Source organism: Enterobacter sp. SGAir0187 (genome assembly GCF_002952735.2).
GTDB lineage: Bacteria > Pseudomonadota > Gammaproteobacteria > Enterobacterales > Enterobacteriaceae > Enterobacter > Enterobacter quasiroggenkampii.
The window spans coordinates 233,768-258,069 of sequence record NZ_CP025034.2 but is presented as its reverse complement, the minus strand read 5'-3'; the positions used below and the strand labels follow the sequence as shown (position 1 = coordinate 258,069).

Here is a 24,302-nt window from a genome sequence, read left to right as displayed (position 1 = left end):
GGAGAAACGTCATGAACGCCATGCGCCTGTTCATCGCTCTTGTATGGCTTTCCGGACTGCTGCCAGGGATGGTGCAGGCATCGGATGCCGATCGTTTTGTTGCCGCCAGCCGCAGCCAGCAGGCGGATTTGTTGACGCAGTGGGCCGCCGGGCCGGATGCGTCAAGACTGCCGCTCCTTGAGGCGCTGCAAAAAGAAAACCTCTACGTCGATACGCAAAAGCACGCCTTTGCACAACGCGATGGCAACGTCATCCCGCTGGGGGAAAGTCAGACGGCAGAGGGCCCAACCAAAGCCGTTCGACTGACGAACCGGCTGCGCGTGCTGGCCGCGACCGCCATCGCCACGCATCAGCTGGTGAGTGACAGTGTCACCGAAAGGCGGGCGGCGGCGCGTCAGCTGCAGCGCGATGCCCGGCCCGATATGCTCGCTTTTCTGGAAAACAGAGTGAGCGATGAAACGGATGCCGTGGCGCGTCAGGCGCTGCTGCTGGCGGTCGCGAATCTCCAGCTGGCAAGCCCGCAGGCCGAGGTGCGCCGCAAGGCCGTGGCGTTGTTAGGCCAGTCCGACGATCCGGACGTACAGTCCAGACTCACCCCGTTTACCCAGCCACAGACGGAGCCGGATAGCGGCGTTCGCGCGGCCGCAGAAGAGAGTCTTAGCCAGATCCAGCACCGACTGATGTGGGGCGATCTGCTGGGCCAGGCGTTTATGGGGCTGTCCCTCGGATCGGTACTGCTGCTGGCCGCGCTGGGGCTGGCTATCACCTACGGCCTGCTGGGCGTGATTAACATGGCCCACGGCGAGATGCTGATGCTGGGGGCATATGCCACATGGATGGTGCAGCAGGCGATGGCCGGGCTAGCGCCCCAGTGGCTGGCGCTCTATCCCGTTATCGCCTTGCCGGTCGCGTTCTGCCTGACGGCGGGCATCGGAATGGTGCTGGAGCGCACGGTGATCCGTCATTTGTACGGTCGTCCGCTGGAAACGCTGCTGGCGACGTGGGGCATCAGCCTGATGCTTATCCAGCTGGTGCGCATGACCTTTGGCGCCCAGAACCTCGAGGTGGCGAACCCGGCATGGCTCTCCGGCGGGGTGCAGGTTTTTGCCAACCTGACGCTGCCGTGGAACCGCATTGTGGTGCTGGGCTTCGTGCTGCTGGTGTTGTTCTTCACCTGGCTCATTCTGAATAAAACCCGTCTGGGGCTCAACGTGCGGGCGGTGACGCAAAACCGCAGCATGGCCGCCTGCTGCGGGGTACCGACAGGGCGCGTCGATATGCTGGCGTTTGGGCTTGGCTCCGGGATTGCGGGGTTAGGCGGCGTGGCGTTATCGCAGCTCGGTAACGTCGGACCGGAGCTGGGACAGGGCTATATTATCGACTCCTTCCTTGTGGTGGTGCTCGGAGGCGTAGGCCAGCTGGCAGGCAGCGTGGCCGCGGCGTTTGGTCTGGGGATCGTTAATAAAATCCTTGAACCGCAGATGGGGGCGGTGTTGGGCAAAATCGTGATTCTGGTGGCGATCGTGCTGTTTATTCAGAAACGCCCTCAGGGACTGTTTGCGCTGAAAGGGAGGGTAATTGACTGATGAGCCAGCCGCTGACCTTAACGCTGGCGCGCAAAGCGCCACGCACAACGAAACTTGCAGGCAGCCTGCTGGTGGTGTGTCTGCTGATATTGCCGTTTTTCGCCTTACTGCCTGCGACGCATCCGCTGGCGCTGTCGACCTGGATGCTGACGCTGATTGGCAAGATCCTCTGCTATGCCATCGTTGCGGTGGCGCTGGATCTGGTGTGGGGCTATGCCGGTATGCTGTCGCTTGGGCACGGGATCTTCTTCGCGCTGGGCGGCTACGCGATGGGCATGTACCTGATGCGCCAGGCTGCAGGTGACGGTCTGCCTGCGTTTATGTCGTTTCTCTCCTGGAGCGAACTGCCGTGGTTCTGGTGGGGCACCCAGCATTTTGCCTGGGCGCTGGTGCTGATTGTGCTGGTGCCGGGGCTGCTGGCGCTGGTATTTGGCTGGTTTGCCTTCCGCTCGAAGATCAAAGGGGTCTATTTCTCGATTATGACCCAGGCGCTGACCTATGCCGGGATGCTGCTGTTCTTTCGCAACGAAACCGGCTTTGGCGGCAATAACGGCTTTACCGGCTTCACCACGCTGCTCGGGTTTTCAGTAACGGAAACGACGACCCGTATCGCGCTGTTTCTGGCCACCGTGCTGTTGCTGCTCCTGGCACTGGGCACAGGGTTTGCGCTGGCGAAGAGCAAGTTTGGCCGCATTCTGACCGCCGTTCGCGACGCCGAAAACCGCCTGACGTTTTGCGGCTACGATCCGCGCGGGTTCAAGCTGCTGGTGTGGACGCTCTCTGCCGTACTGTGCGGTCTGGCGGGGGCGCTCTATGTGCCGCAGGTGGGCATTATCAACCCGGGCGAAATGTCGCCGACAAACTCGATAGAGGCCGCCATCTGGGTGGCGCTGGGTGGGCGCGGCACGCTGGTGGGGCCGGTGATTGGCGCGGCGCTGGTGAACGGGGCGAAAAGTTTCTTCACCGTCGCGATGCCGGAATACTGGCAGCTGTTTCTGGGGCTGATTTTTATCGCCGTTACGCTGTTTTTACCGCGCGGCGTCTACGGACTGTTTCGTAAGGGAGAAAAATAATGCAGCCAGCCGAAGGGTTATTCACCCGCCAGCTACCCGGCGATCGTTACCGCGAGCAGACCGACCCGGTCCTGCAGCTTGAGGCGATTAACGTCAATTTTGATGGCTTTCAGGCCCTGACCGATCTCTCGCTGAATATCGGCGTGGGCGAGCTGCGCTGCGTGATCGGTCCCAACGGGGCCGGTAAAACCACGCTGATGGACGTCATCACCGGCAAAACGCGGCCAAAGAGCGGCAGGGCGATTTACGATCAGTCCATCGACCTGACCGCGCTGGAGCCTGCGGCCATTGCCCGCCGGGGCATCGGGCGTAAATTCCAGAAGCCCACGGTGTTTGAGGCGCTGACGGTGTGGGAAAACCTGGAGATCGCGATGAAAACGGATAAATCGGTCTGGGCCAGCCTGCGGGCAACGCTCAGCGGCGAGCAGCGCGACCGGATCGACGAGATGCTGGTTTTACTCCGGCTGACCGTCGAGCGCGATCGCCGCGCCGGGCTGCTTTCCCACGGACAAAAGCAGTTTCTGGAGATCGGCATGCTGCTGGTGCAGGACCCACACCTGCTGCTGCTGGATGAACCCGCCGCCGGGATGACCGATGCGGAAACGGAATACACCGCCGAGCTGTTCAAAACGCTGGCGGGCAAACACTCCCTGATGGTGGTGGAGCACGATATGGGCTTTGTTGAAACCATCGCCGACCATGTGACCGTGCTGCATCAGGGGCGGGTGCTGGCGGAAGGGTCGCTTCGCGAAGTTCAGGCCAACGAGCAGGTGATTGAGGTCTATCTGGGACGTTAAGGAGAGGGAATGTTACAGGTCAACGAACTGAATCAGTATTACGGCGGCAGCCATATCCTGCGCGGCGTGAGCTTTGAGGCCGTCACCGGCGAAGTCACCTGTCTGCTGGGTCGCAACGGCGTGGGGAAAACCACGCTGCTAAAGTGTCTGATGGGGCTGATCCCGGCGAAAACCGGGGAGGTCATCTGGCAGGGAAAAACGATCACCCACAGTAAACCGCACCAGCGGGTGCAGTCTGGTGTGGCGTATGTCCCGCAGGGACGGGAGATTTTCCCGCGCCTGACCGTGGAGGAGAACCTCCAGATGGGACTGTCGCGATTTTCTGCCCGCGAGGCGAAGCAGGTGCCGGAGGAGATCTGGCAGCTGTTCCCGGTGCTCAAAGAGATGAAGCATCGTCGCGGGGGCGATCTCTCCGGCGGGCAGCAGCAGCAGCTGGCGATTGGGCGCGCGCTGTCGAGCCGTCCGCAGCTGCTGATCCTGGATGAACCGACCGAAGGCATACAGCCTTCCGTTATTAAAGAGATCGGCCACGTGATCCGCACCCTGGCAAACAGAGGTGACATGGCGATCCTGCTGGTGGAGCAGTTTTACGACTTTGCCGCCGAGCTGGCCGACAGCTATCTGCTGATGTCCCGCGGCACCATTATTCAGCGCGGGCGGGGCGAAAATATGGAGCAGGAGGGCGTGCGCGGCCTGGTTGCGATTTGAAATGTTATAATATAACATCCTCATTCTTATAAAACGGAATGAGGGCGTTACTTTGGCTGCACATATTGGAAAATTTGCCATGACTCTGGGGGCGCTGCTGGTCAGCGGCCAGCTGTTTGCTCACTCGCACGGCCATCAGATGACCGAAGCGGAACAGAAGGCGGCGAACGGCGTGTTTGAGGATAAAGACGTGAAGGACAGAGCGCTGTCTGACTGGGACGGCACCTGGCAGTCGGTCTATCCGTTCCTGCTCGATGGTTCGCTGGATCCGGTCTTTAAACAGAAAGCGCAGAAGGATAAAAGCAAATCCTTTGATGAGGTGAAAGCCTACTACCGCACGGGATATGCGACGGATGTGGATGCCATCGGCATCGAAAATAACGTGATGGAATTCCATCAGGGCAAAGCGGTAAGCCGCTGTCAGTATGATTACAGCGGCTACAAAATTCTGACCTACGCGTCGGGTAAAAAAGGCGTTCGCTACCTGTTTGAGTGTAAGGACGCCGCTAGCAAGGCACCGAAGTTTGTGCAGTTCAGCGACCACACCATCGCGCCGAAGGCCTCGTCTCACTTCCATATCTTCATGGGCAACACGTCTCAGGAGGCGCTGCTGAAAGAGATGGACAACTGGCCGACCTATTACCCGAACGAGATGTATAAAGAGCAGGTGGTGGAGGAGATGTTGCACCACTGATGCTTTATTGCCGGGTGGCGGCGTCGCCTTACCCGTCCTACGATTAGGGCTTTGTAGGTCGGGTAAGCGCAGCGCCACCCGACACGCTATCTTCACTTTTCACGCTCATCCCGCGCAAAATCATCAGCCACGCCACAATAATCGCGGCCATCATAATCACAAACAGCGACCAGTGCGGCAGGTTAGTCAGGATGATACCGGTGATCATCGGGTTTGCCGCCGCGCCGAGCCAGCCCAGCGCCTGCGCGGAGAAATAGCTCGCCTTCATGCCCGGTGGCGCAATGTTGTCGATCAGCATGTATTCACCTGGCGCATAGATAATCTCACCCAGCGTGAAAATGGCGGCAGCGATGCCCCAGTGAACCAGATTTTCGCCGGAGAGCATAAAGCCGCCCAGTCCCACGATAAAAAACAGGGTGGCGAGGGTCATCAGCGGGCGGATATTGCTGGCTGAGATTTTGCGGCCCAGCGCATATTGCAGCGTCACCACCACGGCGGCGTTGACCGGGAGCACCACGGCCACCACCTTTTCGGCGAAATCACTGTCCGCATGCGCGGCCAGAACGTATTGTGAAATACAGCTCGCGAACGACCCACCCACGTAGGACGCCAGCAGGCCAGAGAGCGTGTACCAGAACAGCGCACGGTCTTTCAGTAAGACCGACGGCTGCCAGGGCGTCTTCTCCTCTGCGGTATCTAACGCCACGCTTTTTTGCACAAAGAAATGGATAAAGCCCAGCGGCAGGGCGGCACAGAAGGCTGCCAGCCAGAACGGCAGCTGCAGGCTGTACATCACCAGCAGGGTGCCAATCGGCGGGCCGACCGTCCAGCCAATGTTCAGGAAGCTGTAGTTCAGCGAGAAGACCCGCGCCTTCTGGCTGGAGGTCAGTACGTCGGAGAACCAGGCTTTCAGCACCGTCGAAAAGACGGAGTAGGCACAGTTGATCAGCGCAAAGAACAGCACCACCAGCGTGACGTTATTGACCAGCGGGATCGCCATAAAGCCGGCGATAAACGCCACAATCGCGATCAGCATGTAGCGTTTTTTATCAAACTTATCGGCCAGAATGCCAAATCCCAGGCTGAATACCACGCCAATGGTCAGCGCCACGGTCAGGGCATAACCAATATTCTCGACGCTCATGCTGTAGACGCGCGTGAGATAGATGGTCATGAACGGCAGCGTTGCCCCTCTACCGATGGTTAACAACAATGACGATGCCAGCAGCGCTGCGGTTGAGCGCCTGAGAGATGGTTTCATATTCCTGCCCGACAGTTGCTTATGCTTTTATTAGATGTGTGTTAACAGGATTACCATGACATAAGGGGCTTGTATAGCACCTGATTTATCCCTAAGTGCTTCAGCTGCCTGCCAGAAATAATGATCTTCTCGTGACGTACTTTTTTCTGTTACCTTGAAGTGTTAACAAATTATTAATAATTCAGGGGCGGGATATGACGCGGAAAGACGGGCTGCTGGCATTGCTGGTGGTCGTAGTATGGGGGCTCAATTTTGTGGTCATTAAGCTGGGGCTGCATAACATGCCGCCGCTGATGCTGGCCGGTTTACGCTTTATGCTGGTCGCTTTCCCGGCCATCTTCTTTGTGGCACGTCCAAAGATCCCCTTTAAACTGCTGCTGGGCTACGGACTGACCATTAGCTTTGGCCAGTTCGCGTTTCTCTTTTGCGCCATCAAGTTCGGTATGCCGGCGGGTCTTGCCTCGCTGGTGTTACAGGCGCAGGCGTTCTTTACCATTATTCTCGGGGCGTTCGTGTTTGGCGAGCGTCTGCAGGGCAAACAGCTGGCGGGGATAACCCTGGCGGTATTTGGCGTGCTGGTGCTGATCGAGGCCAGCCTGAATGGTCAGCATGTGGCGCTGCTCGGGTTTATGTTGACGCTGGCGGCGGGGCTGAGCTGGGCCTGCGGGAATATCTTCAACAAGCTGATTATGCAGCATGAGGCGCGCCCGGCGGTGATGTCGCTGGTGGTGTGGAGCGCACTGATCCCGGTTATTCCGTTTCTGCTGGCGTCGAGTATTCTGGACGGTCCGGCGGTGATGCTAAACAGTCTGGTCGACATTGATATGACTACGATCCTGTCTCTCGTCTATCTGGCCTTTGTCGCCACCATTGTGGGCTACGGAATCTGGGGATCGCTGCTGGGGCGGTATGAAACCTGGCGAGTCGCGCCGTTATCTCTGCTGGTGCCGGTGGTAGGGCTTGCCAGTGCGGCGATATTGCTGGATGAAACGCTGAGCGCGCTGCAGCTGTTGGGCGCCGTGCTGATCATGGCCGGGCTGTACATTAACGTGTTTGGTCTGCGGGTGCGTCGGACGACGCGGGTAAGCGAAAAGGCATAAAAAAAGCCCCGCATCTGCGGGGCAAAAACGAATCAGAGGCCGTGCTGATTATAATAAGGCACGCCTAATTCGTCGGATTTGTCGCTACCAGCACCCATGTGGTTGAAATCATAAGGCGACTGGTCATGTGCTGACGGCAAAATCATCGTATCAGGATTATTTTGCTGCGTTGCACCTGGGGTTTGCTCCGCGAAGGTCTGGCTGGAGAACAACACCAGCAAGGCGAGGGCGGCGGAGGCGATAACTTTCATGATTTCCTCGGTTACGTCTGTTACAGGCGATGATTAACTGCAGTGTTTTAACGGATACAGGTATCGGGATTCGCCCGGCACGCTGGTGATTCGGTACTTATGAGGCGGCACGTCAAAATAGTTCTTGAACGTACGCGTCAGGGTTTGCTGCGATTCAAATCCGTAACGCTCCGCCAGATAAAGGATCGGCTCATTGCTTTCTTTCAGTTTCTGGGCAATTTCCGTCAGCTTGCGGCTGCGAATATATTGACCTAATGAATGACCGGTCTCTTTTTTGAACATCCGTTGCAGGTGCCATTTGGAGTAACCCGAACGCTCTGACACTTTTTCAAGGGAGAGCGGCGATTCCAGGTTATCCTCGATCCAGTCCAAAATGCTATGAATGGTGATAGCGTCAGTATTGCGTCTGGACATCGTCATACCTCTTTTTTCTGTTTACGGCAGGATTTTCTTCAGCAGAAGCTCAAGGGTTGCCACTTCATCTGCCGTTAAGTTTTTTGTTAGTTCCTGATGCAGTGTTTGTCCTACTAATTGATGACATTGCTCGCACATGGCCGCGCCATCGCTGGTCAGCTTCACCAGTACGCCGCGTTTGTCATTCGGGTTAGGGCTTCGTTCTATCCATCCTTTGCAGACGAGACGATCGAGCATGCGGGTTAACGCACCCAGATCGACAGAGAGCACCTTTTTCAGCTCAACCGGCGTGATACACACTTCGCAGCGAATGGAACACAGCACTTTGAACTGTGTTGCGGTGATATCCAGCGGTGACAGATAGTCATTGAGCAGGCGATCTTTTTTCTGATTGACCATATGAATAAGACGACCCAGCGGAACAACGTCGTTAAAGATATCACTGGTGCTTTTCACAATGGTTGCCCTGGCAAGTAATTAGTCACGGCAGATATTATTGCTCAGGCAAGTATAAGTCAACTGAATGAATCAGCCGATGCCACGAATTGCTAAAACGTTTCATGAACTTTTTTTGAGGTCTTTCAAATCATAGAGATAACTGACAGTTATCTTTTCTGAAGGAAAATAATCGTTACGTTGCGCCCATGGCTGAATGTCACACTTTCCCCCTATAATTGCTGTGTTAAATATGGATAAGGACGACAACGCACTATGTTGGATTTAATTAAAGCAATCAGCCTTGGGCTGGTGGTCTTGCTGCCGTTGGCTAACCCGTTAACGACGGTGGCGCTTTTCCTCGGGCTGGCAGGGAACATGAACAGCGCAGAGCGCAACCATCAGTCGATGATGGCCTCGGTGTATGTGTTTGCCATCATGATGGTGGCTTATTACGCCGGACAGGTGGTGATGAATACCTTCGGGATTTCCATCCCGGGTCTGCGTATCGCCGGGGGGCTGATTGTGGCCTTTATTGGTTTCCGCATGTTGTTCCCGGCGCAAAAAGCGCATGAGTCGCCGGAAGCGACCAGCAAATCGGAAGAGCTGGAAACCGAACCGAGTGCGAATATCGCCTTTGTGCCGATTGCCATGCCGAGCACGGCGGGGCCGGGGACTATCGCGATGATCATCAGCTCCGCGTCAACGGTGCGTGACAGCGCAACTTTCCCGGACTGGGTACTGACGGTGGCACCGCCGCTGATTTTTGCGATTATCGGTCTTATCGTGTGGGTGTCGCTGCGCAGCTCCGGCGCCATCATGCGCTGGGTAGGCAAGGGCGGTATCGAGGCAATTTCCCGTCTGATGGGCTTCTTACTGGTCTGTATGGGCGTGCAGTTTATTATTAACGGCGTGCTGGAGATTATTAAGACCTATCATTAAGTTCATTGCCGGGTGGCGCTGCGCTTACCCGGCCTACAAATCGTAATAACGTAGGCCGGGTAAGGCGAAGCCGCCACCCGGCACCAACAACCCTCACCCGTGCTGCCCCTGTTCCTCCAGCGCCACCGGCCACTTACGGAAGATGAGTACCGACCAGATCAGCGCCACCAGGGCCGGAATGGCACCCAGGTAGCCAATGGCCGACATCGACACGTGCAGTATGACCTGGTTTCCCACCAGCGCACCCGCGCCAATCCCCAGATTGAAAATTCCCGAGAACAGCGACATGGCGACGTCCGTCGCATCCGGCGCCAGGGCCAGCACCTTCACCTGCATGCCCAGGCCAATAATCATGATCGCCACGCCCCAGAACAGGCTGAGGACCGCCAGATGGCTTTCACTGCCTGCGGCAGGCATCAGCAACAGCAGACAGGCCAGCAGCAGGCCGATGGCGCTGCTCACCAGCAAGGAGGCGTGCCGGTTACCCAGCTTGCCAAACAGCACGCTGCCGATAATGCCCGCGCCGCCGAGGATCAGCAGTAAGACGGTGGCAAAGTTGGCGCTAAAGCCCGCCACCACCTGTACAAACGGTTCAATATAGCTGTACGCCGTGTAGTGTGCCGTCACGACGATGGCGGTCAGCAGGTAGATGCTCAGCAGCGCAGGGCGACGCATCAGCAGCGGCAGGCTTTTCAGCGAGCCGGAATGTTCGCTTGGCAGCGCGGGCAGCAGTTTAATCAGGCATACCAGCGTCGCCAGCGCACCCATACCGATGGCGAAGAAGGTCGTGCGCCAGCCGAAGTATTGCCCCACGATGCGGCCAATCGGCAGCCCCAGCACCATCGCCAGTGCGGTACCGGTAGCAATCAGGCTCAGCGCCTGGGCGCGTTTACCTGCCGGCGCCAGGCGAATCGCCAGCGACGCGGTAATCGACCAGAACACCGCATGGGCAAAGGCGATGCCGATTCGGCTCATGACCAGCACCGTAAAATTCCACGCCATAAACGACAGCACGTGGCTCGCAATGAACAAGACAAACAGACCGATCAGCAGCCTGCGCCGCTCCATCTGGCTGGTCAGCAGCATAAACGGCAAAGACATCAGCGCCACCACCCAGGCGTAGATGGTCAACATAATGCCCACCTGCGCCGTTTCCATCTGGAAACTGTCAGCAATGTCAGACAACAGCCCAACCGGCACAAATTCTGTGGTATTAAAAATAAACGCGGCAACTGCCAGCGTGACCACGCGTAGCCACGCGACCCTGCGGGAAACTGTGTTCGTTGTCATAGGGATGTCTGAGATTCGTTGCTGAAAAGAAGAGGAGACGATCTTAAAACGTCGAACGGCGTAAACTCAACCATTATGTGACGCAGATCTCAATATTTACCTTATGAAAGCGGTAGCCGGGGACGCTGTTTTCATTGAATATAAAAGAACAACACAATAAAAACAGGCGGTAAGACAATGCAGGAGATTGATTTTTATCTGGTCGATGCGTTCAGCGATACCACGTTTGGCGGTAATCCGGCCGCCGTGTGCCCGCTGAAAGCATGGTTACCCGATGAGATCTTGCTGAAGATGGCGCAGCAGCATAATCAGTCGGAAACGGCGTTTTTCGTCTGCAGCAAAGGGGGCATTGAGCTACGCTGGTTTACCACGCTTAGTGAAGTCAATCTCTGCGGTCACGCTACGCTGGCGGCGGCGCACGTTCTGTTTACCGAACTGGACTATCCGGACGCGCGGATCCACTTTGATACCGCCTCTGGCCGCCTGACGGTCACCCGGGAGAGGGACTGGATGACGCTGGACTTCCCGGCATGTCCAACCCATGAAGAGACGCCCCCGCCGGAAATGCTTTCGGCGCTGGGTATCAGCCGCTACGTTGAAGCCCGGAAAGGGCGCGCCTGGCTGATCGTGCTGGAAAATCGCCAGCAGGTCGAGGCCCTCGCGCCACACTTTTCGGCGATGACGCCAGGCGAGCATAAGGTGAGCGTGACGGCGCGCGGTGAGGGGGAATACGATTTTGTCAGCCGCTTTTTCTCCCCCGGCGTTTCCTTACCGGAAGATCCGGTCACCGGCTCCGCGCACACCATGCTAATTCCCTGGTGGAGCGAAAAATTGGGGAAAACAGCCATGCTTGCCCGTCAGGTTTCCGCGCGCGGCGGCGACGTGCGCTGTGAACTGAAAGGCTCGCGCGTGCTCATGAGCGGACAGGCTTCACTTTATCTGAAAGGCACAGTTTTTCTGCGCTAAATACCCATAACAAGAGAGGAAGAGACAATGCAGGAAATTGATTTTTATCTGGTGGATGCCTTCAGCGACAAAACCTTTGGCGGCAACGCGGCAGCGGTCTGTCCTCTGGAAGCGTGGCTGCCGGACGAGACGCTGCTCAAAATGGCGCAGCAGCATAACCAGTCTGAGACCGCCTTTTTCGTCCGTACCGACGGTGGGTTTGAGCTGCGCTGGTTTACCACGCTGGATGAAATTAATCTGTGCGGCCATGCCACGCTTGCCGCATCGCACGTTATTTTCGAATACCTTGACTATCCGCACACTGAAATCACCTTCACCACGCGCTTCGTGGGCGAGCTGACGGTTAAACGCAGCGGTGACTGGCTGACGCTGAACTTCCCCGCGTGGTCAACGGAGGTGGTCGAGAACCCACCTGCGCTGCTGTTTAGCGCGCTGGGCATCACGGAGGCAAAAGAGGTGCGCGTTGGACGTGATTACCTGGTAGTGCTGGAGAGCCAGCAGCAGGTGGAAGCGTTAACGCCGGATATTGGGGCCATGCTTCCGCTGGATAAAATGGTCTGCGTGACGGCGCCGGGAGAAGAATATGACTTCGTCAGCCGCTTCTTCTGCCCGGGCGAAGGGGTGCCGGAAGATCCGGTCACCGGATCCGCCCACAGCATGCTGATCCCTTACTGGAGCGAAAAGCTGGGTAAAACGTCACTCAATGCCCGCCAGGTGTCACACCGTGGCGGGGATCTGCGCTGCGAATTGAAGGGCGACCGCGTACTGATCGGCGGTCAGGCCACCCTGTATCTGAAAGGGCGTGTTTTCCTGCGCTAGCCGAGTGAGGCGCCGCCGCATATCACCATCTCCTGACCGGTGATAGCGGCGGCTTCATTGCTAAGTAAGAAATTCACCAGTCCCGCCACCTCCTCTGGGGCGATCAGACGTCCGATTGGCGGACACTTCGGCGGCGAGGTTTCTCTCCCCGGTGCGCTGAGCATCGGCGTTTGGGTAGCCCCTGGCGCGACCACGTTAGCGGTGATCCCGCGCGGGGCCAGCTCCGCCGCCCAGCTTCTGACCATCCCTACCATTGCTGCTTTGGTGGAAACGTACTGCGATCGTCCTGCTGCACCGCGAGAGGTTCTGCTGCCAATCGCCACAAACCGTCCACCTGCGGCCATTGCGGGCGCAAAATGGTTAAACAACGCCTCACAGGCCCGGACGTGGAGTTGCCACAGTGAGGTGCTCACATCGCTTTCGAGCTGGCCCAGGGGCGCAGCGGCCATCATCCCTGCAGCATGGATCACCGCCTGGGGCGTCGCGATGGTTTGCAGGGCGCTGCACAGCGCAGCAGGATCGCTGATATCCACGCGCAGGCTCGTGAAGCCAGGGGCATTCAGCATCACTGCCCGGCGGCTGAGCCCGGTGACCTGCCAGCCTTCCGCCAGTAAACGCTTGACGATGGCCTCACCAATTCCGGAGCTGGCCCCGGTGACGACGGCGTGACGCATGTCAGACCTCCAGCATCGCTCGGGGAATTTTAAATACCGCTTTGCGAACGGTCAGCGGCGCCTCTGCGGCGCACAGCGCCTGGTGGGGTTCTCCCGGACAAAAGATCGCAAAGTCTCCTGCGGCAAGACGGATCCTCACGCTGTGTTCAGTAGGTGAAGTAATAAAGAGATCCGGCTTACGCTCTTCGTCCTCCGGCTTGCCAGTGGGGCGTGCGCCAGCATAAATATGTTCTTCTCCTGCCAGCACAACCTGAATATCGGCCCACTGGCGATGGTACTCCGTATGCCGAGCTGCACGTGGCTGCGTCTGCGCCGGACCAATCTGGCAAAACCAGGGTGCATTTTCCGGCTGCCAGCGCCCGTCATCGCGTTCGCTGAGCGCCTGCAGCGTGCAGTCCGGACGGGATAGCAGGGCGTACAACGCCGACGGAAGCCCTGCCAGCGGCAGGGCGTTGAGATGACCGATAATCATATGGACTCCTTAACCCATTCCGGGGTCACCCGCACATATTTGATGGCCTGGCGGAAGTAGGTGTACGCGATATGAAGCGCGCCATCGGGCCCCTGTTTGATGCTGGGATAGGAGAATTCGCGGTTCAGCTTTTCCAGAGAGTTGTTGGTCATGCAGTAACCATCCCCCTCGTCCAGATGACGCTGCCACGGCCAGGTTTTTCCGCCGTCAGGCGAAATGGCGACGGTCATCGGCGCCCGCGGTGCGCCCCAGAAGGCCGCCCGACCGTGGGTAACAACCGGCTCCTTGCGGTCATCACCATCGTCAATTTCATCGTATAACGAGGCGCGACGTTCCCGCGCCCCGGCGGCGCTCATGGGGTTAAAGACCAGCGCGAGTTCACCGCCCGCAAGCGTGGTCACCTGGATAGAGGAGTTATTATTAGGGAGCTCCGTAGGCTCCGGTACGGACCAGCTTTCGCCGTTATCCGTTGACTGGCTGTAATAGATATTGTCTGCCCAGCGGCTGCGGAACAGGGCGACCAGGGTGCCGTTGTGCAGGCAGGTAATATTCATATGTACGCAGCCGAGGCTTTCCGGTACCTCAATATCGCGCCACGTTTTGCCGCCGTCCCCGGATATTTTTACCGCGCTGATATCGTCGTTGCCGACCCATTTCTCACCTGGTTGGGTACGGCAATAAAACACTGGGAGCAGCCAGTTACCGTTATCCACCACGACAATCGGCTGACGGATAAACGTGCCCGGTTTATCGAGCAGGGTAGCGATCTCCCCCCAGGTTTTCCCCAGATCCCGGGACTGGCGATAGCGAACGATAGCCGTATCCTGATTACCTGAGATCTGCGCGGTCCACAGCAGCCACAGGACGTTGTCCGGGGCCAGGAACAGAACCGGGTTCTGTTCGGAACGCGTGGCATCGTCCGACAGTTTTGCCGCATCACTCCACTGCTGGCTGCCCGGTGCCAGGCGTGATCCCCACACGGAGATATCGGCAATGCCTTCCTGGGTGCCGCCAAACCAGACGCACATCAGCGAGCCATCCGGCAGCGGCAGCAGATTCGCCGCGTGGTTTTGTGGGCAAGAGGAGGGCAGCATGGCTGTTTGCACGTGCGCATCCTGTTGTAGTCGAACAATCCCGTCGCGGGTTACGGTTACAGACATATCAGACTCCATTATTTTGAGCGGGGGTTGGCGCTTTACCCTGCGCTTTTCCCGGAATGAGGCGATCGATCGCCATGATGACGGCAGGGGTCAGCAAGGCAATGTACATATTGTTGATGCCGAAAGGGTCGCCCAGCAGATACCAGACGGAGGTGACGACGCAGGCGCCAATCAGGCCCGCATTGGCACCGCGGGTGCTGCGGAAGAACGGCGCGTAAAACGCAATAACGGCCACCACGGAAATCGACAGGCGAATGGCGCGGGTAAAGAACGAGAGCTTCAGGACTTCAGGTACCAGCAGAACAAAAATCAGCGGCAGGAAACCAATCAGCAGGGAGATCCAGCGGGTGGCCTTAAACTCCTGATCGGGCGTTGGGTTGCGCATCGGCACGTAAAAGTCTTTTACCACCAGGGAGGCGATAGCCAGTGCCACGGTACTAACGCTGACGAAAATAGACGCCACCAGAGAGGTGGTGACCAGGCCGGCCAGCCACGGGTTCATGTCCTGCAGGAAAATCGGCATTGCATACAGGCTGTTAATTTCCGGGTGCAGGTATTTTGCCGCCACCCCAATCACCGCAATGGCCAGCGCAATCGGCAGGCAGAAGAAGAAGGCGACCCAGGTAGAGCGTTTGGCCGATTTCACGTCTTTGGTGGAGGAGATTGCCTGGATTACAAACTGGGTACAGAAGATAGAGCCGATGGTGCCGATGAGCCACGCGAAAATGGTCGACGCACCGATGTTACCGTCCCAGGTCCAGTAGAAGGCCGGCATGTTTTCAATCATTGGCGTAAAGCCGCCGGTTTTGGAGAGCGCAAAGCCCATGATAGCGAGGATACCAAAGTATTTCAGCGCGCTGTGCAGTACGGTCACCCAGGCTACCCCCTTCATGCCGCCAAAGGCGAAGTAGAAGGTACTGACGATGGCCGTAATGAAGGCGGCAACGGGCAGGTTGACTTTCAGTACGGTGGAAATAGCCGCTGCGCCGCTGACGTAATTCCCCACGTTAACCAGCAGCAGGGCGTAAATCATGATGACAGAGATAATGTTTTTGGTGCTGTTACCGTATTTTTCAGCAATCGCACCAGAGATAGTGATTTTCCCGGTGTTGTAGATGCGTTTTACCAGCAACAGGCCAAAGAGCGGGAAGCCAATCGCGGCCCCGATGACCGACCATGACGCGGCAAAGCCGTCTTCAAACGCCGCCTGTGCGGTGCCGATGGTGGATTTAGCGCCGATATACTCGGACATCAGCAGGATCCCGACAATAAATGCCGGCATCGCACGGGAGCCTTCCATAAAATCGCCGGAATTTTTACTGCGGATCCGGAAGGTCAGCCAGGTGGTGAAAAGGATGTAAGCAATAACAATGCCCACAATGATTAGGGTATCTTCAGCGGTAAAATTATTCATCTTTGCCTCTCTTCAGGGCGAGTGAATCCTGGGCACCTCAGGTACCCGGTATTCTTATTGACGAAACCAACGCCGTTTAGTTAAGTGACGTTGTCACTATTCGGCGTATCTGTTGGCACTGCTGCTCGCTAAATGCCACGGCATATCGACTCTCACCGACGTCTTCCCCCATGATCTGCAGCGCTTTTTTGACTGCGGCAGGGGAAAACGCAACGTTGTAGAGCTCGGTGCGCAGTTGGGTGACGCTCTCCTGCGCAAGGCGGGAACCGTCAATATCCCCCGCGTTAAAGCGTGACCAGATAGCGTTGATGGCCGTCGGCGCCACGTTTGCCAGCCCGGAAATGCAGGCCGAACATCCGTCGACGAAGCCCCGGTGGATAAGCGAATCTGGGCCATTGAGCACGTCGAATCCATCCATGTCCCTCACCGCATTAAGGAATCCACGCAGGCTTTCATAGCTCCCGGCACTGTCTTTAATACCGACGATGTTGGGATGTTCGGCCAGCGCGCGTGCGGTAGCGGGTTCAATGGTATTGCCGGTACGCGCTGGAATGTTGTACAGAAATACCGGTACGGCTAGCGCGTCGGCGATAGCGGTGTAGTGCGCGACCAGTTCAGACTGTTTCAGCGGAACGAAGTAAGGGGTAATGACGGAAACGGCATCGACGCCCAGCGAGGCGATCTGTTTCCCCAGACGGATGGTTTCGCGGGTCGAAATTTCCCCAATGTGCGCCACGACCGGTGCGCGCCCGGCCACCGTTTCCACGCAGGTGCGGGTGACGGCGATTTTTTCTTCTTCGTTAAGCACGAAGAACTCGCCGTTTGTGCCGCCGCAGAAGATGCCGTTGCCAGCACTGAGTTGACGATCGATCTGTCGTTTCAGGCCCGACAGGTTCAGCGCGCCTTCCATGTCAAAGGGGGTTACAACGGCCGTTAGCACGCCCCTGATGTTGTTACGCATTACACACTCCTTGGCTATTAATGTTGGGGAAACAGTGTCCGGTAAATCGCCTGCACCTCGTCGTGATTAACCTGACAGGGTGCATTGTTCATGAGCCGCTTAACGTTAAGGGCCGCATCACTGAGGGAGGCGATATCTTCACGCGGTACGCCCAGTGTCTCCAGGTTATCCGGCAGGTTGAGTCTGCGAACCAGCGCGGCAAAGTACTCCACCAGCGCGTGGGATTTTTCTTCGTCTGACAGCGACGTATCCGCGCCGGGCACCAAATCCCAGACTTGCGCAAATTTCGTCACGCAGTGGGGACGAACCACGCGCATGCAGGGCGCCAGCAGAATCGCGTTGGCCACCCCGTGAGGCAGGTGATATTTGCCGCCGAGCGGGTAGGACAGGGCGTGAACCAGGTGCGTGCCAGCATGTGCAATGGCGACCCCGCCGTAGTAAGACGCCCACAGCATCTCCAGTTTCGCCAGCAGATTGCCCGGTTCGGCGCAGGCCGTTTCAATGTTGTTGAGCAGCTTAGACAGGCCCATCAGCGCGGCGTTATCGCTAACCGGATTAGCGACCGTTGAGGTGAAACACTCAATCAGATGGCACAGGGCATCAATCCCGGTGGATGAGGCAATGTGTGCGGGCATGCTGGTCGTCAGCTCCGGCAGCAGGGCGACGTAATCGGGCAGCAGGACGGGGGAGATGATGCCCACTTTCGTGCTTTGCTCCGGTATGGCCAGAATGGCATTCGGCGTTGCTTCCGATCCGGTTCCTGCAGTGGCCGGGATCAGCAGTGACGCGATGCGTGCCACCGGTTTTATGCCCGCGAGCAGGTTGTCCAGCCCTGGAGAAAGCGGGTGACAAAGTACTGAAAGCAGTTTGGCTACATCCAGTACGCTACCGCCGCCGAGCCCGACGACCAGCCCAAACGTTCCCTTTAACGTCGAGAGCAGTTGGTTAACGTCGTGATGGGTGGGTTCAGGCGGGACATTGTCGATAATTGTGACGCCGCGCTGGTCCTCTTCTAGGATCGCGCGGATCTGCTTTGCTGCCTCCAGACGCGCAATATTGCCGTCCGTCACCAGCAGGATCTGCGTTTTATCAGTAAGTAATGGCCTGATGGCGGCGATGGCATTCGCCCCGCTAATCAGGGTGCTGTTGATCGTAACCACGTTTTTCTCCTGTCTCTGTATCCATGATTGATTTCGCTCAAGCAAGACGCTTCATGGTCATCGTGTGGCTAAATTTATAATTTATTCGCAAACTGATTAACTTGATCTTGCTCACATATAATCAATCATGATTGAATATAATCATTAACGGGAAAGACTAACCCGAAGTGGGGATGAAAGTGAGCAATGTGAACAGAGAGGTCGTGGTCGTCGCCGATGACTTTACCGGCGCAAATGATGCCGGTGTCAGCCTGGTGCTGTGCGGCAAAAAAGTCAGCGTGGCGTTTCATACACCGTTTACCCAGGCGAGCGATGTGCTGATCGTTAACACCGATTCCCGGGCGCTGAAGGCATCGGAGGCGGCCGAAAGGGTGGCCGCACTCGGGGCTGAAATCGCGGATGCCCGCTGGCTCATTAAAAAGATGGATTCCACTCTGCGTGGCAATGCAGGAGCCGAATCTCAGGTTCTTAAGGCATTAAGCGGCAGGCGGCAGGTGATCGTGGCGCCGGCATACCCGTCAGCAGGGCGGATCACGCGGTACGGCAGGTGTCTGGTAAACGGCGTTCCGGTGAATGAAACCGAATTTGCCAGCGATCCCAAAACGCCTGTCCCGTCTGCCGCTATTGCTGATCTGTTTACCGGGGTGAGCGCTAAAAGCGTGACCGTGAAAACGCTCACTGCCGAACTTGCCCGAGGAACGGAATGGCTCATCGTGGATGCGCACACTGATGAGGAGATGGACGCCATTATCGATGCCGCGTTGGCCTGCGCGCAGATGCCGCTGCTGGTGGGCTCTGCCGGACTATGCGATGCGCTGGCCCGTCATCTGGCCCCGGTCCGGCGTAAACAACTGCTGGCCGTCGTCGGCTCGATGAGTGAGATCGCGCAACGACAGATTGCACTGGCGGTAAGCCAGGCGGACGTCTCGTCGGTACTCATTGATGTGAATGACGCGCTGCGCGGAGACACGTCCCGGTATCTCGAACAGATTGCGCAGGTAATTCAGTCTGGCCATCACTGCATTGTGCATACCTGTGCGGGCCACGAGGCCCGGCATCAGGTCGAGCAACTCTGCCAGCAGTATCGCGTCACCCGCGCAGGCCTGGGCGAAAAAATTTGTACGTTTTTAGGCGAACTGACCCGACAGGTGCTGGCGGCGCAGACGCCTGACGCGCTGTACGTCTCCGGTGGCGACGTGGCGATGGCTGTCGCGAGGGCACTGGACGCTCGGGGGTTTGAGATTACCGGGTGCGTCGCACAGTGCGTGCCAGTCGGAAAATTTCTGGGTTGTGGCTGGCAGCAGCCGGTAATGACCAAAGCAGGGGGCTTCGGAAACGAAGAGACGCTGCTTGAGGTGTTGCATTTTATCGAGGAGAGACTGAGTGACTAAAATTATTGCTGTAACCATGGGTGACCCGGCTGGCATTGGCCCGGAAATCATCATCAAATCCCTCACCGAGGGTGAGTTGTCAGGGGCGCCTGTGGTGGTTGTTGGCTGCGCCAGAACGCTGCAGCGGGTGCTTGAGAAAGGAATCACCGGGCAGGCGGATATCCGCACTATCGACACGGTCAGCGGCGCGCGCTTTGCCGCTGGCGTGATTAACGTGCTTGATGAACCGCTGGCCGATCCTGATGCACTGAAGCCGGGTATCGTTCAGGCTGAGGCCGGGGATCTGGCTTATCGCTGCGTGAAGCGTGCTACCGAACTGGCGATAGCGGGTGAGGTGAAGGCGATTGCAACGGCTCCCCTGAATAAAGAGGCGCTGCACCTGGCCGGGCATCTCTATCCGGGTCATACCGAGCTGCTGGCGCATCTGACCGACAGCAAAGATTACGCCATGGTGCTGTATACGGACAAACTGAAGGTGATTCACATCACGACCCACATTGCGTTGCGCAAATTCCTTGATACGCTCAATCAGGATCGGGTAAAAACCGTGATTGGGATTGCGGATAGATTCCTGAAACGCGTCGGCTTTCAACAACCGCGCATTGCGGTTGCCGGCGTTAACCCGCATGCGGGTGAAAACGGCCTGTTTGGCGATGAAGAGATCAAGATTGTCGGCCCGGCTATCGACGCGATGAAAGCGCAGGGGTTAAACGTCACCGGACCGTGTCCACCGGATACGGTATTTATGCAATGCCACGAAGGAATGTATGACATGGTCGTTGCGATGTATCACGATCAGGGGCATATTCCGCTAAAATTACTCGGCTTTTATGACGGGGTGAATATCACCGCCGGCTTGCCGTTTATCCGTACCTCTGCGGACCACGGTACCGCATTCGATATTGCCTGGACCGGCAAAGCGAAGTCTGAGAGCATGACGGTGTCTATCCAGTTGGCTATGCAAATTACACGGGAATGATATGAAGGGATATAACCGGTTAGAGCAGATAATGGATTACCTGAAAGGGCACAATCTGGTGACGGTGGATCAGCTGGTGGCAATTACCGATGCCTCTCCGGCGACGATCCGCAGGGATTTGATAAAGCTCGATCAGGAAGGTGTCATTAGCCGCACCCATGGCGGTGTTACCCTTAACCGGTTTATTCCTTCCCAGCCCACAACGCATGAAAAAATGCAGCGCAGTCTGGCAGAAAAACACGCCATCGCCAGCGCGGCGGCAAGCTTTGTTAAAGCGGGCGACGCCATTGTTCTTGATGCTGGCACCACGATGATTGAACTCGCTCGCCAACTTACGCATCTGCCGCTTCGCGTCATCACCAGCGACTTGCACATCGCGCTGTTTCTCTCGGAATTCCGTCAGATTGAAGTGACGATAATTGGCGGGCGTATTGATGATTCAAGTCAGTCCTGCATCGGTGAGCACGGGCGTCGCTTGCTGCAGAACGTGTGGCCAGATGTGGCTTTCGTTAGCTGTAACGGATGGGATATCACCCGCGGCATTACCTCACCAACGGAAGAGAAGGCTGCCTTAAAGCGGGATCTGATTGCCAATGCTAAACGTCGCGTGCTGCTGGCGGACAGTTCCAAGTACGGAGCCTGGTCGTTGTTTAACGTGGCGCATCTTAATACCCTGACGGATATCGTCACGGACAGCAGGCTGGACGAAGCGACACAGGCCGGGTTGAGGGCGTTAGATGTCCAGTTGACGCTGGCGTCATGACATAAGTTAATACTATGAAGCACCCTGGCAGGCCTGCGCTATGTTGAAATTTAGCCTCATAAAAAAGCAAGGAGCCTGCCATGTATTCCATTACCTCTGAATCTGCATGTCACCCGGACATTCTAAGCCTGATCGCGGCGCTTGACCGCTATCAGAGCGAACTCTATCCCGCTGAAAGTAATCATCTGCTCGATCTGGCTTCGCTGCCGGAAGCCTCGTTGATCCTGATGATCATTCGCGACCAGCAGCTTCAGGCCGTTGGCTGCGGCGCCATCGTGCTCAACGGCGACGGAACGGGCGAGATGAAGCGGGTCTATATTGACCCGGCCCATCGTGGCCAGCATCTGGGAGAGATGCTGCTGGCCGCCCTGGAAGATGAAGCTCTGAGCCGTCATTGCCACACGGTACGGCTGGAGACGGGTATTAAACAACGCGCCGCGGTGCGTCTGTACGAGCAGTGCGGGTACGATTTGCGTCCGGCGTTTGCCCCGTACGTTGACGACCCGCTCAGCCTGTTTATGGAGAAGGCGCTGGTTGAAGACGTTCGTTTAGCAGCGCTATAAAGGCCTCCAGCTGGCGGGTCATCGCCCCGCGTCGCCACACCAGCCAGGTGGTGAGCCAGCGCCAGTTTTCTGCCAGCGGCCAGGCTTCCACCTGATGATGCCCAGGCATACTCTCCAGCATCGAGCGCGGCATCAGCGCGATGCCCGCGCCCGCAATAACGCAGGCGAGCATGCCGTGATAGGACTCCATCTCATGAATGCGGCCGGGCGCGGCGCGGTCAGCGTGAAACCAGCTCTCCAGGTGTCGGCGATACGAGCAGTTGGCGCGAAAGGCATAAACGTCGCTGCCGCTGACCTGCGTGGCGCGCGTCACCTCCGCATGCCCGGCAGGCGTGACCAGCATCATCTCTTCCCGGTAGACCGGCATGCCTTCCAGCTCCGGGTGCGAAAGCGGCCCGTCGACGAAGGCGGCGCTCAGGGTTCCCTCCAGTACGCCATCAATCATCGTCCCGGAAGGCCCGGTCGAAAGGGCAAACTGAATGCGTGGATAGCGCTGGTTAAACTGTGCCAGCGTTTCAGGAATACGCACGGCAGCAGTACTTTCCAGCGCGCCGAGGGCAAATAAGCCCTGCGGCTCATCCCCCGCGACAACCATGCGCGCTTCATCCACCAGCGCGAGGATCTGCTTGCTGTAGCGCAGGAAGTTATGGCCAGCCGGGGATAAACGCAAACGCTGGTTCTCACGAATAAACAGCTCAACGCCCAGATCGGCTTCCAGCTGGCGAATGCGGGTCGTCAGGTTAGACGGCACGCGATGCACCTTTTGCGCCGCCTGGGTGATACTGCCCGTCAGCGCGACGGCGTTAAACATTTCAAGCTGGGTTAAATCCATAATATTCTCGTTTCGTGAATAAGGTGGTTAGTATTATTCATTTTTAAGAAATAGCAGAGTGGGCCACAATTAATCAACCGAAAAACGTGGAGAACACCATGACTTATTCCTCTGCAACACATGCCTTCTCTGTCAACCCGGCCACGGGTGAAACCCTCGCCGCGTATCCGTGGGCGACGCCGGAACAGGTTGAACGCGCGATTTCTCAGTCCGACGCGGGCTATCGCCAGTGGCGTCGCGAAAGCGTCTCCCACCGGGCGCAAAAGCTGCGCGATCTTGGTGCCGCGCTGCGTCATCGCACTGAAGAGATGGCGCAGACGATCTCCCGTGAAATGGGCAAACCCATTCAGCAGGCGCGGGCAGAAGTGGCGAAATCCGCTGGCCTGTGCGAGTGGTACGCCGAGCACGGCCCGGTGATGCTGCGTGCGGAACCCACGCAGGTGGAAAACCAGAACGCGGTTATTGAATACCGTCCGCTGGGGCCGATCCTCGCGGTAATGCCGTGGAACTTCCCGCTCTGGCAGGTGCTGCGTGGCGCGGTGCCGATTCTGCTGGCAGGGAACAGCTATCTGCTCAAACATGCGCCCAACGTGCTCGGCTCGGCGGATCTTATCGCGCAGATTTTTGCGGATGCGGGTTTCCCTGAAGGCGTGTTTGGCTGGGTGAACGCCACCAACGACGGCGTCAGCCAGGCAATTAACGATCGTCGTATTGCGGCGGTGACCGTCACCGGCAGCGTGCGTGCCGGGGCTGCCATTGGCGCTCAGGCGGGGGCCGCGCTGAAAAAATGTGTTCTTGAACTGGGCGGCTCTGACCCGTTCATCGTTCTCAACGATGCCGACCTGGATCTTGCCGTGAAGGCGGCGGTAGCAGGCCGCTACCAGAATACCGGGCAGGTGTGTGCGGCGGCCAAACGCTTCATTGTGGAGGAGGGCATTGCGGACGCCTTTACCCAACGCTTTGTCGATGCGGTTGGGGCCCTGAAGCTGGGCGCGCCGGATCAGGAAGAAAACTATCTGGGCCCGATGGCGCGTTTTGATCTGCGCGATGAACTGCATCAGCAGGTACAGGCGACGCTGGCAGAAGGGGCAACGCTGCTGCTGGGCGGTGAGAAAATCAGCGGCGAGGGGAATTATTATGCGCCAACCGTGCTGGCGAATGTCACCCCGGCGATGACGGCGTTCCGTCAGGAGCTGTTTGGTCCGGTCGCGGCCATTACGGTCGCGAAAGACGCGGAGCACGCCCTGATGCTGGCCAACGACAGCGATTTTGGTCTGTCAGCCACGGTCTTTACCGCTGACGCAGCGCTTGCGGATAAATTCTCCCGCGAGCTGGAGTGCGGCGGGGTGTTTATCAACGGCTTTAGCGCCAGCGATGCGCGTGTAGCCTTTGGCGGCGTGAAGAAAAGCGGCTTTGGCCGCGAGCTCTCCCACTTTGGCTTGCAGGAGTTCTGTAACGTGCAGACGGTGTGGAAGGATCGCGTGTAATCCTTAATTTCGGCCCTCCTCACGAGGGCCGTTGTCACTATTCTGCAATGGTTCTGTCATTTTCATTTCGTAGACTCGCTCGCGTCTAACGCCTTGTAAATGAAGCTAAT

The 24,302-nt window shown here is 57.6% G+C and carries 26 protein-coding genes; 14 read left to right on the top strand and 12 right to left on the bottom strand.

The annotated features are described in order from the left end of the window. Positions 1–11: 11 nt before the first annotated feature. The 5 genes from urtB to zinT are packed head-to-tail and all read left to right on the top strand — an operon-like array spanning position 12 to position 4,858. A complete protein-coding gene (urtB, locus tag CWR52_RS01240; protein WP_104948581.1) occupies positions 12–1,586 on the top strand; it encodes an urea ABC transporter permease subunit UrtB in 1,575 nt (524 codons plus the stop codon). Continuing rightward, positions 1,586–2,659, top strand: coding sequence for an urea ABC transporter permease subunit UrtC (gene urtC / locus CWR52_RS01235; protein ID WP_104948580.1), 1,074 nt, complete (start codon positions 1,586–1,588; stop codon positions 2,657–2,659). Before urtB ends, urtC begins: the two co-directional genes overlap by 1 nt. After that, positions 2,659–3,456, top strand: a complete 798-nt coding sequence (gene urtD, locus CWR52_RS01230) for an urea ABC transporter ATP-binding protein UrtD (protein ID WP_104948579.1) — start codon at positions 2,659–2,661, stop codon at positions 3,454–3,456. Before urtC ends, urtD begins: the two co-directional genes overlap by 1 nt. Positions 3,457–3,465: 9 nt before the next feature. Then, on the top strand, positions 3,466–4,164 hold the full coding sequence (urtE, locus tag CWR52_RS01225; RefSeq protein WP_104948578.1) for an urea ABC transporter ATP-binding subunit UrtE: 699 nt from the start codon (positions 3,466–3,468) through the stop codon (positions 4,162–4,164). A 52-nt stretch (positions 4,165–4,216) separates the two neighbouring features. Further along, a complete protein-coding gene (gene zinT, locus CWR52_RS01220) occupies positions 4,217–4,858 on the top strand; it encodes a metal-binding protein ZinT (RefSeq protein WP_104948577.1) in 642 nt (213 codons plus the stop codon). Between the two features lie 43 nt (positions 4,859–4,901). Here zinT and ydeE read toward each other — a convergent pair whose 3' ends face one another. After that, positions 4,902–6,119 (bottom strand): efflux MFS transporter YdeE, encoded by a 1,218-nt coding sequence (gene ydeE / locus CWR52_RS01215; protein ID WP_104948576.1) that lies wholly within the window; start codon positions 6,117–6,119, stop codon positions 4,902–4,904. A gap of 194 nt (positions 6,120–6,313) precedes the next feature. Here ydeE and eamA point away from each other — a divergent pair, with 194 nt between their 5' ends. After that, positions 6,314–7,219, top strand: a complete 906-nt coding sequence (gene eamA, locus CWR52_RS01210) for an O-acetylserine/cysteine exporter (protein WP_021242508.1) — start codon at positions 6,314–6,316, stop codon at positions 7,217–7,219. Between the two features lie 32 nt (positions 7,220–7,251). Here eamA and marB read toward each other — a convergent pair whose 3' ends face one another. The 3 genes from marB to marR are packed head-to-tail and all read right to left on the bottom strand — an operon-like array spanning position 7,252 to position 8,340. Next, entirely contained in the window at positions 7,252–7,470 is a 219-nt protein-coding gene (marB, locus tag CWR52_RS01205; protein WP_104948575.1) for a multiple antibiotic resistance protein MarB, read from the bottom strand. A 33-nt stretch (positions 7,471–7,503) separates the two neighbouring features. Further along, positions 7,504–7,884: an MDR efflux pump AcrAB transcriptional activator MarA gene (gene marA / locus CWR52_RS01200; RefSeq protein WP_008502237.1), complete on the bottom strand. Its 381-nt coding sequence runs from the start codon at positions 7,882–7,884 to the stop codon at positions 7,504–7,506. 21 nt (positions 7,885–7,905) lie between these two features. Continuing rightward, positions 7,906–8,340 (bottom strand): multiple antibiotic resistance transcriptional regulator MarR, encoded by a 435-nt coding sequence (gene marR, locus CWR52_RS01195; RefSeq protein ID WP_008502236.1) that lies wholly within the window; start codon positions 8,338–8,340, stop codon positions 7,906–7,908. 255 nt (positions 8,341–8,595) lie between these two features. Here marR and CWR52_RS01190 point away from each other — a divergent pair, with 255 nt between their 5' ends. Continuing rightward, the gene (locus CWR52_RS01190; protein WP_032651801.1) at positions 8,596–9,261 is read left to right on the top strand and encodes a MarC family NAAT transporter; all 666 of its coding nucleotides are present in this window, start codon (positions 8,596–8,598) and stop codon (positions 9,259–9,261) included. Positions 9,262–9,354: 93 nt separating this feature from the next. On the opposite strand, the gene CWR52_RS01180 is transcribed toward CWR52_RS01190, so the two are convergent. Further along, complete coding sequence (locus CWR52_RS01180) at positions 9,355–10,551, bottom strand: sugar transporter (RefSeq protein WP_104948574.1); 1,197 nt, start codon at positions 10,549–10,551, stop codon at positions 9,355–9,357. A gap of 177 nt (positions 10,552–10,728) precedes the next feature. Here CWR52_RS01180 and CWR52_RS01175 point away from each other — a divergent pair, with 177 nt between their 5' ends. Then, on the top strand, positions 10,729–11,517 hold the full coding sequence (locus CWR52_RS01175; protein ID WP_104948573.1) for a PhzF family phenazine biosynthesis protein: 789 nt from the start codon (positions 10,729–10,731) through the stop codon (positions 11,515–11,517). Positions 11,518–11,544: 27 nt separating this feature from the next. Next, a complete protein-coding gene (locus CWR52_RS01170; RefSeq protein WP_104948572.1) occupies positions 11,545–12,336 on the top strand; it encodes a PhzF family phenazine biosynthesis protein in 792 nt (263 codons plus the stop codon). Here CWR52_RS01170 and CWR52_RS01165 read toward each other — a convergent pair. The 6 genes from CWR52_RS01165 to CWR52_RS01140 all read right to left on the bottom strand — a co-directional run bounded on the left by CWR52_RS01165 (position 12,333) and on the right by CWR52_RS01140 (position 18,177). Continuing rightward, the gene (locus tag CWR52_RS01165; RefSeq protein WP_104948571.1) at positions 12,333–13,010 is read right to left on the bottom strand and encodes an SDR family NAD(P)-dependent oxidoreductase; all 678 of its coding nucleotides are present in this window, start codon (positions 13,008–13,010) and stop codon (positions 12,333–12,335) included. The two genes, CWR52_RS01170 and CWR52_RS01165, sit on opposite strands and share 4 nt — an antisense overlap. Position 13,011: 1 nt before the next feature. Further along, positions 13,012–13,482, bottom strand: a complete 471-nt coding sequence (locus CWR52_RS01160; RefSeq protein WP_104948570.1) for a YhcH/YjgK/YiaL family protein — start codon at positions 13,480–13,482, stop codon at positions 13,012–13,014. Further along, complete coding sequence (locus tag CWR52_RS01155) at positions 13,479–14,642, bottom strand: sialidase family protein (RefSeq protein WP_104948569.1); 1,164 nt, start codon at positions 14,640–14,642, stop codon at positions 13,479–13,481. Before CWR52_RS01155 ends, CWR52_RS01160 begins: the two co-directional genes overlap by 4 nt. Position 14,643: 1 nt before the next feature. After that, positions 14,644–16,056, bottom strand: coding sequence for a sodium:solute symporter family protein (locus CWR52_RS01150; RefSeq protein ID WP_032640176.1), 1,413 nt, complete (start codon positions 16,054–16,056; stop codon positions 14,644–14,646). Positions 16,057–16,132: 76 nt separating this feature from the next. After that, positions 16,133–17,017, bottom strand: a complete 885-nt coding sequence (locus tag CWR52_RS01145) for a dihydrodipicolinate synthase family protein (RefSeq protein ID WP_104948568.1) — start codon at positions 17,015–17,017, stop codon at positions 16,133–16,135. Between the two features lie 17 nt (positions 17,018–17,034). After that, a complete protein-coding gene (locus tag CWR52_RS01140) occupies positions 17,035–18,177 on the bottom strand; it encodes an iron-containing alcohol dehydrogenase (RefSeq protein WP_104948567.1) in 1,143 nt (380 codons plus the stop codon). A gap of 173 nt (positions 18,178–18,350) precedes the next feature. On the opposite strand from CWR52_RS01140, the gene dtnK reads away from it, so the two are divergent. From dtnK to CWR52_RS01120, 4 genes are all read left to right on the top strand, one after another. Then, positions 18,351–19,568 (top strand): D-threonate kinase, encoded by a 1,218-nt coding sequence (dtnK, locus tag CWR52_RS01135; protein ID WP_104948566.1) that lies wholly within the window; start codon positions 18,351–18,353, stop codon positions 19,566–19,568. Further along, positions 19,561–20,547, top strand: a complete 987-nt coding sequence (locus tag CWR52_RS01130) for a D-threonate 4-phosphate dehydrogenase (protein WP_104948565.1) — start codon at positions 19,561–19,563, stop codon at positions 20,545–20,547. The genes dtnK and CWR52_RS01130 overlap by 8 nt, the downstream gene beginning before the upstream one ends. 1 nt (position 20,548) lies before the next feature. Beyond that, positions 20,549–21,310 (top strand): DeoR/GlpR family DNA-binding transcription regulator, encoded by a 762-nt coding sequence (locus tag CWR52_RS01125; RefSeq protein ID WP_023311787.1) that lies wholly within the window; start codon positions 20,549–20,551, stop codon positions 21,308–21,310. A gap of 80 nt (positions 21,311–21,390) precedes the next feature. Further along, positions 21,391–21,873 (top strand): GNAT family N-acetyltransferase, encoded by a 483-nt coding sequence (locus CWR52_RS01120; protein ID WP_104948564.1) that lies wholly within the window; start codon positions 21,391–21,393, stop codon positions 21,871–21,873. Here the strand turns inward: CWR52_RS01120 and ptrR are convergent. Further along, positions 21,827–22,705, bottom strand: a complete 879-nt coding sequence (gene ptrR, locus CWR52_RS01115) for a putrescine utilization regulator PtrR (RefSeq protein WP_104948563.1) — start codon at positions 22,703–22,705, stop codon at positions 21,827–21,829. The two genes, CWR52_RS01120 and ptrR, sit on opposite strands and share 47 nt — an antisense overlap. A gap of 98 nt (positions 22,706–22,803) precedes the next feature. On the opposite strand from ptrR, the gene sad reads away from it, so the two are divergent. Beyond that, on the top strand, positions 22,804–24,192 hold the full coding sequence (sad, locus tag CWR52_RS01110; protein ID WP_104948562.1) for a succinate-semialdehyde dehydrogenase: 1,389 nt from the start codon (positions 22,804–22,806) through the stop codon (positions 24,190–24,192). The last annotated feature ends 110 nt before the right edge of the window (positions 24,193–24,302 follow it).